This is a genomic window from Streptomyces sp. NPDC037083 (genome assembly GCF_055606485.1).
Window position 1 is genome coordinate 409,112 of sequence record NZ_JBVJSQ010000007.1, and the last position, 12,530, is coordinate 421,641.

Genomic DNA, 12,530 nt, shown 5'->3' on the forward strand with positions numbered 1-12,530 from the left:
GAGTGCGACCGGTCTAGGCCTGCGGCGGATGGTGCAGGCCCAGGTTCTCGTAGATTTCCAGCGTCGCCGTGGAGTTGTTGAGCGTGATGAAGTGCAGTCCGGGCACTCCCTCGGCCAGCAGCCGTGCGCAGAACTCCGTGGCGAAGTCGATGCCAATGGAGCGTACAGCGGACGGATCGTCTTTGGCTGTGAGGATCCGCTCTTTCAGGGCGTCCGGGAAGTGGGCGTTACTGAGCTTGGGCAGGCGTTCCAGCATCTTCACGCTCGTCACCGGAAGCACCTCGGGGATGACCGGAGTCACACAGCCGGCCGCCGCGACCCGGTCGCGCAGACGCAGATACGACTCGGGCTCGAAGAACATCTGTGTGATGGCGTAGTCGGCGCCGGCCCGGCACTTGTCGACGAAGTGCGAGACGTCGGCGTCCCAGTCGCTGGAGCGCGGGTGCATCTCGGGGAAGGCGGCGACGCCCACGCAGAAGTCGCCGGACTCCTTGATGAGCTGGACGAGTTCGGCGGCGTACGTCAGGCCCTGCGGATGCGGCACCCAGGCGCCCATCGGGTCGCCGGGCGGGTCGCCGCGCACGGCGAGCATGTTGCGGATCCCGGCGTCGGCGTACTGGCCGATGATGTTGCGCAGCTCGGCGACGGAGTGGTCCACGGCGGTGAGGTGCGCGACCGGCGTGAGGGTGGTGTCGACGACGATCTGCTGGGTCTCCCTGACCGTGGTGGCCCGGGTCGAGCCGCCGGCGCCGTAGGTCACCGAGACGAAGTCGGGTGCGACCGCCTCGACCCGGCGCAGGGCGTTCCACAGGCTCCGCTCACCCTTCGGCGTCTTCGGCGCGTAGAACTCGAACGAGTACGTCGTCTTGCCGGTCGCCAGGATGTCGCGCACGGTGCGCGCGCGGTCCGTCCTGGTGGATGCGGTTCCTAGGGCCATACGGGCAGGTTAGCCAGGGGTGGGCGGTCCCCCAACCGGATGCGGGATATTTGCCCGGATTGTCTATTTGTTGTCCATCCCTTGGACAGCAGTGCGAGGCGCGTGACGACCGGGCGCGACGGCGGACCGCTCACCCCTCGTTCAGCCGCTTGGCGAACTCGGCGGCCGCTGCGCCGGGGTCGTCCGCCTGGGTGATCGCCCGGACGACGACGACCCGGCGGGCGCCCGCGGCCAGCACCTCGTCGAGGTTGCCGAGGTCGATGCCGCCGATGGCGAACCAGGGACGGCCGGTGCCGAGGGACGCCGTGTGCCGGACCAGGTCGAGGCCGGGGGCGGCCCGGCCGGGCTTGGTCGGGGTCGGCCAGCACGGGCCGGTGCAGAAGTAGTCCACGCCCTCTTGCACGGCGGCGGCCTCCGCTTCCGCCACCGAGTGCGTGGAACGGCCCACGAGGACGCCGTCGCCGAGGACGGCGCGGGCCGCGGGGACGGGCAGGTCGCCCTGCCCGAGGTGGAGGACGTCGGCGCGGGCGGCGTGGGCGACGTCCGCGCGGTCGTTGACCGCGAGCAGCTTGCCGTGCCGGGCGCAGGCGTCCGCGAACACCTTCAGGTGCTCCAGTTCCTCGGCCGCCTCCATGCCCTTGTCGCGCAGCTGGACGATGTCGACGCCGCCCGCGAGGACCGCGTCCAGGAACTCCGGGAGGTCGCCCTGGCGGGTGCGGGCGTCCGTGCAGAGGTACAGCCGGGCGGAGGTCAGACGGGCGCGGGCGGTGTCGGGCATGCGGAAGTCCCCCCAGGGTGGTGGCGGACGGGGGCCGCCAGGGCCCCCGTACGCCGGGTGTCGGTTCGAATCCGAAGGTCAGACGGCGAGCGCCTGGGCGCGGCGCTTCACCTCCGTGCCGCGATTCTCACTCAGGGCCTGCGCCGGCGTGCCGGGCAGGCTCGGGTCGGGGGTGAAGAGCCACTCCAGCATCTCTTCGTCCGTGAAGCCGTCGTCCCGCAGCAGGGTCAGGGTCCCGTGCAGGCCCTTGACCACCTTGTCCTCGTCGATGAAGGCGGCGGGGACGTGCAGCGCGCGGTTCTCGCCCCGGCGTACGGCGATGAGCTGGCCGTCCTTGACCAGCTGCCGCACACGCGTCACCTCGACGTCGAGCATTTCGGCGATGTCGGGCAGGGTGAGCCAGGCGGGGACGAGAGCATCGATCTTTGCGTCAATCTCGGTCACGGGAACAAGCCTGCCATCTGCCGCTGACAGTCGGAAGCCGGCCGGTCCGGCCGGGCCCGTCCGGCTCAGGCGGTCGCCGCCTTCAGGGGCCTCGCCGGGTCCACGAGGAGCCGCGGGTTCATGGGCGTGCCCGCCTCGATCAGCCGCCTGCCCTGGGCGAGGTCGCGCGGCCGCCCCACGGCCAGCAGGGCGACCAGGCGGTCCTCGCGCAGCCAGCAGACCGTCCACGCCGGTCCGGACGGGTCGCCGCGCCACAGGACGCCGTCGACCTCGGCGTGGTGCCCGGCGTACTGGACGAAGCGGCCGAACTGCTCGGACCAGAAGTACGGGACCGGGTCGTAGACGGCCGGCGGTTCGCCGGTGGCCTCGCCGAGGATGTTCGCCGCGACCGTGCGCGGCCCCTGGAGCGCGTTGTCCCAGTGGTGGACGAGCAGCCGCTCGCCGTACCTGCCCGACGGGAAGGAGGCACAGTCGCCGACCGCGTACACGTCCGGCAGGGAGGTGCGCAGACAGGCGTCGGCCACGATCTCGCGGTGGGCGCCGAGCTCGATGCCGGAGCCGGCCAGCCAGGCGGTGGCGGGCCGGGCGCCGATGCCGACCACGACGGCGTCGGCGGGCAGCCGCGAGCCGTCGTCGAGGACGACCGCGCCGGGCTCGACGCGCTCCACGCGCGTGCGGGTGCGCAGGACGGCGCCGATCTCGGCGTACCAGGCGGCCATCGGGGCGGCGACCTCGGCGGGCAGGGCGCCGGCCAGCGGCCGGTCGGCCGCCTCGACGACGGCGACCTCGCAGCCGGCCTCGCGTGCGGCCGTGGCGAACTCCGCCCCGATCCAGCCGGCGCCGACGACCACGACGTCGTGCCGGGCGGCGAGCACGGGCCGCAGCCGTTCGGCGTCGTCCAGGGTGCGCAGCAGGTGCACGCCGGGCACGCCCTCCGCGCCCGGCAGCCGGATCGGCTCGGCGCCGGTGGCGATGACGAGGACGTCGTACGGGACGGGTCCGCGCTCGGTGTCCAGCTCGTGGTCGGCGGGTCGCAGACCGAGGACCTCGCGGCCGAGTTCCAGCTCGATGCCGAGGCCTTCGAAGTCGACGTCGAAGGCGGAGCCCTCGGCCTTGCCGAGCAGCACGGCCTTGGACAGCGGGGGCCGGTCGTAGGGCTGGTGGGGTTCGGCTCCGATCAGCGTCACCCGGCCGTCGAAGCCCTGTTCGCGCAGCGCGACCGCGGTCTGCACCCCGGCCATGCCCGCGCCGGCGACGACCACGCGCCGCCCGCCCGGCCTGCCTTCTTCCTGCCTCTGCTCACTCACCTGATCACCTTAGACAACTGACGATCAGTCAGTCAGCCGTCCTGCTCCGTGAACTGCTCCACACCGTCCGGGATCTGCTCCACCACGCTCGTGCCGCTGCCCGGCTGCGACTCCCACTCCCAGGTCTCGTCGAGACGGACCCGGCCGTCGGGCAGTTCGACGACCGTGGACACGCAGTGCCCCGAGGACGTCGTCCCGTCGTGCTTGAGCTGGACGTACCGGAAGTCGAGCCGGTCTCCCTCACGGGTACCCACGAGATGCCCGCGTACGACGTCACCGCCCGCGTACTCGGCCCAGACCGCTCCGTCCCGCTCGTGGTACGCGAAGCGGGTGCGAGTGCCGACCTGCCCGGGAGCCTGGTCGGCGACAGGGGCGAGGACGAGGCCGTCCAGTGACCGGGCCATGCGCGGAGGCTCCCTTACTGCGGTGTGCGGCGGCGGGCTAGGGTGGCCACCGTAGAGCACTCGCGGGAGCCCGGACGCACCGGGCTGAGAGGGAGGCTGGCGGCCTCCGACCGTACGAACCTGATCCGGGTCATGCCGGCGAAGGGAGGGGCTGGACGCCCATGTCGTCTCCACGTACGTCAGACGTCCTCGTCATCGGGGGCGGGATCATCGGGCTGGTCACGGCCTGGCGGGCCGCGCAGCGCGGCTTCGCCACGGCGGTGGTGGACCCGCGGCCGGGCGGCGGGGCCGCCCAGGTGGCCGCCGGCATGCTGGCCGCCGTCACCGAACTGCACCACGGCGAGCAGACACTGCTCGGCCTCAACCTCGCCTCGGCCCGGCGCTATCCGGACTTCGCGGCCGAGCTCACCGAGCTGACCGGGCAGGACCTCGGTTACCGGCGGTGCGGCACGCTCGCGGTGGCGCTGGACGCCGACGACCGTGCCCATCTGCGCGAACTGCACGCCCTGCAGCGGCAGTCGGGGCTGGAGTCGGAGTGGCTGTCCGGGCGCGAGTGCCGGCGCCTGGAGCCGATGCTCGCGCCGGGGGTGCGCGGCGGTCTGCGGGTGGACGGCGACCACCAGATCGACCCGCGACGGCTGACCGCGGCCCTGGTGACCGCGTGCGAGCGGGCGGGCGTGGTGTTCCGCCGGGACTGGGCCGAGCGGCTGTGCGTGGCGGGCGAGCGGGCCGAGGGGGTCGTCACGCGGGACGGGACGACGCTGCCCGCGGGGCAGGTGGTGCTCGCCGGCGGCAGCCTGAGCGGGCGGCTCGCGGGGGTCCCGCAGGACGTCGTGCCGCCCGTGCGGCCGGTGAAGGGGCAGGTGCTGCGGCTGACCGTGCCGCAGCGGTACGCGCCGTTCCTGAGCCGGACCGTGCGGGCCGTGGTGCGCGGCAGCCAGGTCTACCTGGTGCCGCGCGAGAACGGCGAGCTGGTGGTCGGCGCGACCAGCGAGGAAATGGGCTGGGACACGACGGTCACGGCGGGGGGCGTGTACGAGCTGCTGCGCGACGCCCACGAACTGGTCCCGGGGATCACCGAGCTGCCGCTCACGGAGACCCGCGCGGGGCTGCGGCCGGGATCCCCGGACAACGCGCCGCTGCTCGGGCCGACGGAGCTCGCGGGGCTGTCGCTGGCGACCGGGCACTATCGCAACGGCGTGCTGCTGACGCCGGTGACCGGCGACGCGATGGCGCACGCCCTGGCCACCGGGGAACTCCCGGACGAGGCCCGACCCTTCACGCCCCGGCGCTTCGGCGTCGCCGCACTCTCGGAGCAGCCCGCATGAACGTCTCGGTGAACGGCGAGCGGCGGGAGTTCGCTCCCGGCACGGCTCTCGACAGCGTCGTACGGTCCCTGACGCCGGCGCCCTCCGGGGTGGCCGCCGCGCTCAACGAGACCGTCGTCCCGCGCGCGCAGTGGCCGTCCACGGCTCTGCGCGACGGCGACCGCGTGGAAGTCCTGACCGCGGTCCAGGGGGGTTGAGAGCCATGGCCGACGATTCCTTCGCCCTCGGGGGCCTGTCCTTCTCGTCGCGGCTGATCATGGGCACGGGGGGTGCGCCCAGCCTGGAGGTGCTGGAGCGGGCCCTGGTCGCCTCCGGGACCGAGCTGACGACGGTCGCGATGCGCCGGGTGGACCCCACGGTGCACGGTTCGGTGCTGTCGGTGCTGGAGCGCCTGGGCATCCGGGTGCTGCCGAACACCGCGGGGTGTTTCACGGCCGGCGAGGCCGTGCTGACGGCGCGGCTGGCCAGGGAGGCGCTCGGTACCGAGCTGGTCAAGCTGGAGGTCATCGCCGACGAGCGGACGCTGCTGCCGGATCCGGTGGAGTTGCTGGATGCGGCGGAGACGCTGGTGGACGACGGGTTCACGGTGCTGCCGTACACCAACGACGACCCCGTGCTGGCGCGGAAGCTGGAGGACGTAGGCTGCGCCGCGGTCATGCCGCTGGGGTCTCCGATCGGCTCCGGCCTGGGCATCCGCAACCCGCACAACTTCCAGCTGATCGTGGAGCACGCGCGTGTGCCGGTGATTCTGGACGCGGGCGCCGGTACGGCGTCGGACGTGGCCCTGGCGATGGAACTGGGGTGTGCGGGGGTGATGCTGGCGTCGGCGGTGACGCGGGCGCAGGATCCCGAACGGATGGCGTCCGCCATGCGGGCCGGCGTCGAGGCGGGCAGGCTGGCCCGGCTGGCGGGCCGCATCCCCCGCCGCTACTTCGCGCAGGCGTCGTCCCCCGCCGAGGGCCTGGCGGCGCTGGACCCGGAGCGCCCCGCGTTCTGACCCCCGTCCGGCCGACAACGACTCCCTTCCGCGACTCGCGTCACAGGTCGGCTGCAGTCCCGCTGCGATCCCGGCGGGACCGGTGAGTTGTCGGTGACGGCTCGTACACTCACCTGCGTGGACACGACCCTTCAGGACCCTCTGGTCGGGCAGGTGCTCGACGGCCGGTATCGCGTCGAGGCGCGGATCGCGGTCGGCGGGATGGCCACGGTCTACCGGGCCGTGGACACCCGCCTCGACCGCGTGCTCGCGCTCAAGGTGATGCACCCGGCGCTCGCCGTCGACGCGGCGTTCGTCGAGCGGTTCATCCGTGAGGCGAAGTCCGTCGCCCGCCTCGCGCACCCGAACGTCGTGCAGGTGTTCGACCAGGGTGCCGACGGGTCGTACGTCTACCTCGCCATGGAGTACATCGCCGGCTGCACGCTGCGCGACGTGCTGCGTGAGCGCGGGGCGCTGCAGCCGAGGGCCGCGCTCGACATCATGGAGCCGGTGCTCGCGGCGCTGGGCGCGGCCCACCGCGCCGGCTTCGTGCACCGGGACATGAAGCCCGAGAACGTGCTGATAGGGGACGACGGGCGGGTCAAGGTCGCCGACTTCGGGCTGGTGCGGTCCGTGGACACCGTGACCAGCACCACCGGCGCCGTGCTCGGCACCGTCGCCTATCTCGCCCCCGAACAGATCGAGCAGCCCGGCGCCGCCGACCCCAGGGTCGACGTGTACGCGTGCGGGGTCGTGCTCTACGAGATGCTCACCGGCGAGAAGCCGCACGACGGGGACTCCCCCGCGATCGTGCTGTACAAGCACCTCCACGAGGACGTGCCGCCGCCGTCGGCCGTCGTGCCCGGCCTGCCGTTCGCGCTGGACGAGCTGGTCGCGGCCGCCACCGCCCGCACGACGGACGTCCGCCCGCACGACGCCGTCGCGCTGCTGGGCGAGGTGCGCGAGGCGCGCGCCACGCTCAGCGAGGACCAGCTGGACGCGCTGCCCCCGCAGGCGGTCTCCGCCGCGCACGACAACGCCGAGGACCGCACCAGCGTGATCCCGCGCTCCCTGACCGTCCCCCGGCGCCTGCCCGTAGGCGACGACGACGAAGAGGTCGCGCTCCACCACACCTCCCGGTTGCAGAGCCCGCCGCCCCTGCCGCCCCGGCGCCGTTCCGTGCGGCCCCGCCGCGGGGTGCTCGCGCTGATCACCGCCGTGCTGCTGGTGCTCGGCGTGGGCGCGGGCGTCTGGTACATCAACTCCGGCCAGTTCACCAAGGTCCCCGCGGTGCTGACGCAGAAGGAGGCCGAGGCCACCAAGCGGCTGGAGGCGGCCGGGCTGAAGGTGGGCAAGGTCGAGCACCGGCACAGCGACACCGTGAAGCGCGGCACCGTCATGGACACGGACCCGGATCCGGGCGCCCGCATCCGCAAGCACGACGCGGTCACGCTCACCGTCTCCGACGGCCCCGAGATCGTGAAGGTGCCGGACGTGAAGGGCTCCCGGCTGGACAAGGCCGAGGAGTTGCTGAAGGCGGACGGCCTCGAGCCGGGCCTGGTCACCGAGGCCTTCAGTGAGGACGTCATCAAGGGCTTCGTCGTCAGCACCGACCCCGGCGCGGGCAAGCAGCGCCGCGCGGGCACCGCGGTCGCGATCGTCGTGAGCAAGGGCAGCCCGATCGACGTCCCGGACGTCACCGGCGAGGATCTGGAAGACGCCAGGGCCGAGCTGGAGGAGGCCGGCCTGAAGGTGAAGGTCTCCGCCCAGGAGGTCAACTCCGAGTTCGACAAGGGGCAGGTCGCCGCGCAGACACCGAAGGCGGACAGCCAGGTCGCCGACGGCGACACGGTGACGCTGACACTGTCCAAGGGCCCGGAGATGGTCGAGGTCCCCGACGTGGTGGGCGCGAGCGTCGACGACGCCACGTCGCTCCTGGAGCAGTCCGGGTTCGAGGTCAAGGAGGACCGCGGGCTGCTCGGGCTGTTCGGCGACACGGTGAAGAGCCAGTCCGTGGAGGCCGGCGACACGGCGCCCAAGGGCTCGACGATCACGATCACCATCCGGTGACCGGCGCGCCCGGCGGACATGACACCCTGAACGGGTGAGTCCTGAAGCCCCCCTGCGCTCCCGCAACCCCGTCGGCAGTCATGTCCCCGTGGCCGGCGGCCTGCACGACGTGGGCCTGTCGTACGCCCATGACCTCGGGGCGGAGACGGTCCAGGTGTTCGTCGCCAACCCGCGCGGCTGGGCCACGCCCGTCGGGAACCCGCGGCAGGACGAGGCCTTCCGGGAGCGGTGCGCGGCGGAGTCGGTCCCGGCGTACGTGCACGCGCCGTACCTGATCAACTTCGGCTCGCACACCGAGGCGACGGCGGAGCGGTCGGTGGAGTCGATGCGGCACTCGCTGCGCCGCGGGCGGCAGATCGGCGCGCTGGGCGTGGTCGTGCACACGGGAAGCGCGACCGGCGGACGCGACCGTTCCGTGGCGTTGAAGCAGGTGCGCGAGCATCTGCTGCCGCTGCTGGACGAGCTCACCCACGACGACGACCCGTTCGTGCTGCTGGAGTCCACCGCGGGCCAGGGCTCCTCACTGTGCTCCCGCGCCTGGGACTTCGGACCGTACTTCGAGGCGCTCGACGCCCACCCCAGGCTCGGGGTCTGTCTCGACACCTGCCATGTCTTCGCCGCCGGGCACGACCTGACCGGCCCGGCCGGCATGCACCAGACGCTCGACCTGCTGGTGGACACGGTCGGCGAGGGCCGGCTGAAGCTGATCCACGCCAACGACTCGAAGGACGTGGTCGGCGCCCACAAGGACCGGCACGAGAACATCGGCGCCGGTCACATCGGCGAGGACCCGTTCCGGGCGCTGCTCACCCACCCGGCGACCGCGGGCGTGCCGCTGATCATCGAGACGCCCGGCGGCAAGGAAGGTCACGCGGCGGACGTGGAGCGCCTGAAGAAACTCCGGGACGGCTGACGCACCCCGGGTGCGGCGAAAGAACGTCTGGGACCGCCGAAGAACGTCGGGGACCGCTGGAGAACTCCGGGTGCGGCCGAGGCGCCGGGGGCTCCCGCGCCCCGGCGCGTCAGAGCTCGGGGCCGTCCCCCGGGCCCTCCTGGTACGAGTAGCGCTGTTCCTTCCAGGGATCGCCGACGTTGTGATAGCCGCGCTCCTCCCAGAATCCCCGCCGGTCGGCGGTCATGTACTCGACGCCCCGGACCCACTTGGGCCCCTTCCAGGCGTACAGGTGCGGCACGACCAGCCGGAGCGGGAAGCCGTGTTCCGCCGTGAGCAGCTCGCCGTCCTTGTGGGTGGCGAAGATCGTGCGGTCGGCGGTGAAGTCGGCGAGGCGCAGGTTCGAGCTGAACCCGTACTCGGCCCACACCATCACATGGGTGACGTGGGGCGCGGGGGGCGCGATGTCGAGGATCGTGCGGGCCGGGATGCCGCCCCACTCGGCGCCGAGCATGCTGAACTTCGTCACGCAGTGCAGATCGGCCACCACGGACGCGTGGGGAAGGGCCGTGAACTCCTCGTGGTTCCAGGAGTGCTTCTCGCCGTCGGCGGTGGCGCCGAAGACCCTGAAGTCCCACCGTTCGGGCCGGAACTTGGGCACCGGACCGTAGTGGGTGACGGGCCAGCCACGCTGCAGTCGCTGTCCCGGCGGAAGCTCGGACACCGCTTCTTCTCCAGATTCGCGCTCCACCGGCTGACCCATGACTCCATCCTGACAGACCCGGGACGGTGCACATGACCAGCCATGACCGGGCAAATCCCGAATCGGGCAACTGCTACTAAGCATGCACTAACTTACTAAGTACGCACTTACTGGACGATCTTCGTCACCGGTGAAATCATGCGGCGGCAACCACCCCGAATTCCCTCCCCGGATTTCCTCTCCGAGTACCCACGTGGAAGGAGCCTCTGCGATGCAGGGCGACCCCGAGGTCATCGAGTTCCTCAACGAGCAGCTCACCGGCGAGCTCACCGCGATCAACCAGTACTTCCTCCACGCCAAGATGCAGGAGAACTTCGGCTGGACGAAGCTCGCGAAGTACACGCGGCACGAGTCGTTCGACGAGATGAAGCACGCCGAGGTGCTCACCGACCGGATTCTCTTCCTGGACGGTCTGCCGAACTACCAGCGCCTGTTCCACGTGCGGGTCGGCCAGACGGTCAAGGAGATGTTCGAGGCCGACCGGCAGGTCGAGGTCGAGGCCATCGACCGCCTCAGGCGCGGCATCAAGGTGATGCGCGAGAAGGGCGACATCACGTCGGCGAACATCTTCGAGTCGATCCTCGCGGACGAGGAACACCACATCGACTACCTCGACACACAGTTGGAACTGGTGGAGAAGCTCGGCGAGGCGCTGTACATCGCCCAGCTGATCGAGCAGCCGGAGGGCTGAGGCGGGACCTCGGGGCCGCTAGGCCGCCGCCGCGTCCTCGAGTCCGGCGACCACGGGCGCGACGCGGTCGGTCAGGTCTCGGCGGGAGCAGGCGCCCCGGCCGAGGATCGCCTGGATGCGGCGGACGCACGAGCCGCAGTCCGTGCCGGCCTTGCAGGCGGAGGCGATCTGGCGGGGCGTGCAGGCCCCGTCGTCCGCGTGCCGCTGGACCTGCGCTTCGGTCACACCGAAGCAGCTGCAGACGTACACGCGGATTCACCTCCCGCCGAGATCAATAAGGCTAACCTAACCTTACCCGGCACTCGGCGAGCACAAAAGTGGAGTGGGGCGCGGATCGTATGTGATCCGCGCCCCACTCCCATGACCGACGACTACTGGTCCCGGTACATCTCCGCCACCAGGAACGCCAGGTCCAGGGACTGGCTGCGGTTCAGACGCGGGTCGCAGGCGGTCTCGTAGCGCTGGTGGAGGTCGTCGACGAAGATCTCGTCGCCGCCGCCCACGCACTCGGTGACGTCGTCACCGGTCAGCTCGACGTGGATGCCGCCCGGGTGGGTGCCGAGGCCCTTGTGGACCTCGAAGAAGCCCTTGACCTCGTCGAGCACGTCGTCGAAGCGGCGGGTCTTGTGACCCGAGGCCGCCTCGTAGGTGTTGCCGTGCATCGGGTCGGTGATCCAGGCCACGGTCGCGCCCGAGGCGGTGACCTTCTCGACCAGCTCCGGCAGCTTGTCGCGGACCTTGTCGGCGCCCATGCGGACGATGAAGGTCAGCCGGCCCGGCTCACGGTCGGGGTCGAGACGCTCGATGTACTGCAGCGCCTCCTCGGCCGTGGTCGTCGGGCCGAGCTTGATGCCGACCGGGTTGCGGATCTTCGAGGCGAACTCGATGTGCGCGTGGTCCAGCTGCCGGGTGCGCTCGCCGATCCACACCATGTGGGCCGAGACGTCGTACAGCTGCCCGGTGCGGGAGTCGACGCGGGTGAGCGCGGACTCGTAGTCGAGCAGCAGCGCCTCGTGCGAGGAGAAGAACTCGACCGTCTTGAACTCCTCCGGGTCGGCCCCGCAGGCGTGCATGAAGTTGAGCGCGTTGTCGATCTCGCGGGCGAGCTGCTCGTAGCGCTGGCCGGACGGCGACGACTTCACGAAGTCCTGGTTCCAGGCGTGCACCTGGCGCAGGTCGGCGTAACCGCCGGTGGTGAAGGCGCGCACCAGGTTGAGCGTGGAGGCGGACGCGTTGTACATCCGCTTCAGGCGCTCGGGGTCCGGGATGCGGGCCGCCTCGTTGAACTCGAAGCCGTTGACCGAGTCGCCGCGGTACGTCGGCAGCGTCACGCCGTCGCGGGTCTCGGTGCCCTTGGAACGCGGCTTGGAGTACTGGCCGGCGATGCGGCCGACCTTGACGACCGGCACGGAGGCCGCGTACGTCAGCACGGCGCCCATCTGGAGCAGCGTCTTGAGCTTGTTGCGGATGTGGTCGGCGGACACCGCGTCGAAAGCCTCGGCGCAGTCGCCGCCCTGGAGGAGGAACGCCTCTCCCTTGGCGACGGCCGCCATCCGGGCGCGCAGCTGGTCGCACTCGCCCGCGAAGACGAGCGGCGGATACGACTCGAGGTCCGCGATCACTGCGCGCAGAGCCTCGGTGTCGGGGTACTCGGGCTGCTGCGCCGCGGGCAGGTCTCGCCAGGTGTTGCCAGCGCTGGAGCTGGTCTTAGCGTTCACGGTCACGCCCTCCACATTACGGGGTCGTGTCGAGTCCTTTTCGCCCGGCTCGACAGGTGAGACGCAGTACCGCTCACCTGTGGGGCCGGGACGCATGCGGTAGGGTGCGGCGCATGTTCGCGCTTTCGACCCAGAACTGGTGGTGGACCGCTCATCCGGCGGCCCACTGACTGCGCGTACCCAAGACGTCGCGAAGGCCGCCCGAGGGGCGGCCTTCGGTGT

The 12,530-nt window shown here is 71.6% G+C and carries 15 protein-coding genes and 1 riboswitch; of the genes, 7 read left to right on the forward strand and 8 right to left on the reverse strand.

Going from position 1 to position 12,530, the window contains the following annotated elements; genetic code table 11:
* Positions 1-13: 13 nt before the first annotated feature.
* From metF to ACZ7DE_RS21585, 5 genes are all read right to left on the reverse strand, one after another.
* Positions 14-937, reverse strand: a complete 924-nt coding sequence (gene metF, locus ACZ7DE_RS21565; RefSeq protein WP_470763527.1) for a methylenetetrahydrofolate reductase [NAD(P)H] — start codon at positions 935-937, stop codon at positions 14-16.
* Positions 938-1,067: 130 nt separating this feature from the next.
* On the reverse strand, positions 1,068-1,715 hold the full coding sequence (thiE, locus tag ACZ7DE_RS21570; RefSeq protein WP_470763528.1) for a thiamine phosphate synthase: 648 nt from the start codon (positions 1,713-1,715) through the stop codon (positions 1,068-1,070).
* Between the two features lie 78 nt (positions 1,716-1,793).
* Positions 1,794-2,159: an Rv2175c family DNA-binding protein gene (locus tag ACZ7DE_RS21575; protein ID WP_470763530.1), complete on the reverse strand. Its 366-nt coding sequence runs from the start codon at positions 2,157-2,159 to the stop codon at positions 1,794-1,796.
* A 65-nt stretch (positions 2,160-2,224) separates the two neighbouring features.
* The gene (locus ACZ7DE_RS21580) at positions 2,225-3,466 is read right to left on the reverse strand and encodes an NAD(P)/FAD-dependent oxidoreductase (protein ID WP_470763531.1); all 1,242 of its coding nucleotides are present in this window, start codon (positions 3,464-3,466) and stop codon (positions 2,225-2,227) included.
* A gap of 32 nt (positions 3,467-3,498) precedes the next feature.
* On the reverse strand, positions 3,499-3,870 hold the full coding sequence (locus ACZ7DE_RS21585) for an avidin-fold protein (RefSeq protein WP_470763532.1): 372 nt from the start codon (positions 3,868-3,870) through the stop codon (positions 3,499-3,501).
* A gap of 52 nt (positions 3,871-3,922) precedes the next feature.
* Positions 3,923-4,034, forward strand: a riboswitch (TPP riboswitch).
* On the opposite strand from ACZ7DE_RS21585, the gene thiO reads away from it, so the two are divergent.
* From thiO to ACZ7DE_RS21610, 5 genes are all read left to right on the forward strand, one after another.
* Entirely contained in the window at positions 4,032-5,198 is a 1,167-nt protein-coding gene (gene thiO / locus ACZ7DE_RS21590; protein ID WP_470763534.1) for a glycine oxidase ThiO, read from the forward strand. (Overlaps the previous riboswitch by 3 nt.)
* Positions 5,195-5,395 (forward strand): sulfur carrier protein ThiS, encoded by a 201-nt coding sequence (thiS, locus tag ACZ7DE_RS21595; protein WP_171401962.1) that lies wholly within the window; start codon positions 5,195-5,197, stop codon positions 5,393-5,395. The genes thiO and thiS overlap by 4 nt, the downstream gene beginning before the upstream one ends.
* A 5-nt stretch (positions 5,396-5,400) precedes the next feature.
* On the forward strand, positions 5,401-6,195 hold the full coding sequence (locus ACZ7DE_RS21600) for a thiazole synthase (protein WP_470763536.1): 795 nt from the start codon (positions 5,401-5,403) through the stop codon (positions 6,193-6,195).
* 117 nt (positions 6,196-6,312) lie between these two features.
* Positions 6,313-8,244 carry a Stk1 family PASTA domain-containing Ser/Thr kinase gene (gene pknB / locus ACZ7DE_RS21605; RefSeq protein ID WP_470763537.1) on the forward strand — a complete coding sequence of 644 codons (1,932 nt, stop codon included), beginning with the start codon at positions 6,313-6,315 and terminating at the stop codon, positions 8,242-8,244.
* Positions 8,245-8,278: 34 nt separating this feature from the next.
* Entirely contained in the window at positions 8,279-9,157 is an 879-nt protein-coding gene (locus tag ACZ7DE_RS21610) for a deoxyribonuclease IV (RefSeq protein ID WP_470763538.1), read from the forward strand.
* 109 nt (positions 9,158-9,266) lie between these two features.
* Here the strand turns inward: ACZ7DE_RS21610 and ACZ7DE_RS21615 are convergent, their stop codons facing one another.
* The gene (locus ACZ7DE_RS21615; protein ID WP_470763540.1) at positions 9,267-9,899 is read right to left on the reverse strand and encodes a sulfite oxidase-like oxidoreductase; all 633 of its coding nucleotides are present in this window, start codon (positions 9,897-9,899) and stop codon (positions 9,267-9,269) included.
* Between the two features lie 211 nt (positions 9,900-10,110).
* On the opposite strand from ACZ7DE_RS21615, the gene bfr reads away from it, so the two are divergent.
* Positions 10,111-10,590 (forward strand): bacterioferritin, encoded by a 480-nt coding sequence (bfr, locus tag ACZ7DE_RS21620; RefSeq protein ID WP_470763542.1) that lies wholly within the window; start codon positions 10,111-10,113, stop codon positions 10,588-10,590.
* An 18-nt stretch (positions 10,591-10,608) separates the two neighbouring features.
* Here the strand turns inward: bfr and ACZ7DE_RS21625 are convergent, their stop codons facing one another.
* Together ACZ7DE_RS21625 and ACZ7DE_RS21630 are read right to left on the reverse strand one after the other, a co-directional pair.
* Entirely contained in the window at positions 10,609-10,839 is a 231-nt protein-coding gene (locus ACZ7DE_RS21625) for a (2Fe-2S)-binding protein (protein WP_470763544.1), read from the reverse strand.
* Between the two features lie 122 nt (positions 10,840-10,961).
* On the reverse strand, positions 10,962-12,314 hold the full coding sequence (locus ACZ7DE_RS21630) for a class II 3-deoxy-7-phosphoheptulonate synthase (RefSeq protein WP_470763546.1): 1,353 nt from the start codon (positions 12,312-12,314) through the stop codon (positions 10,962-10,964).
* A gap of 107 nt (positions 12,315-12,421) precedes the next feature.
* Here ACZ7DE_RS21630 and ACZ7DE_RS21635 point away from each other — a divergent pair, with 107 nt between their 5' ends.
* Positions 12,422-12,478, forward strand: a complete 57-nt coding sequence (locus ACZ7DE_RS21635; protein WP_078912442.1) for a trp operon leader peptide — start codon at positions 12,422-12,424, stop codon at positions 12,476-12,478.
* Positions 12,479-12,530: the final 52 nt, after the last annotated feature.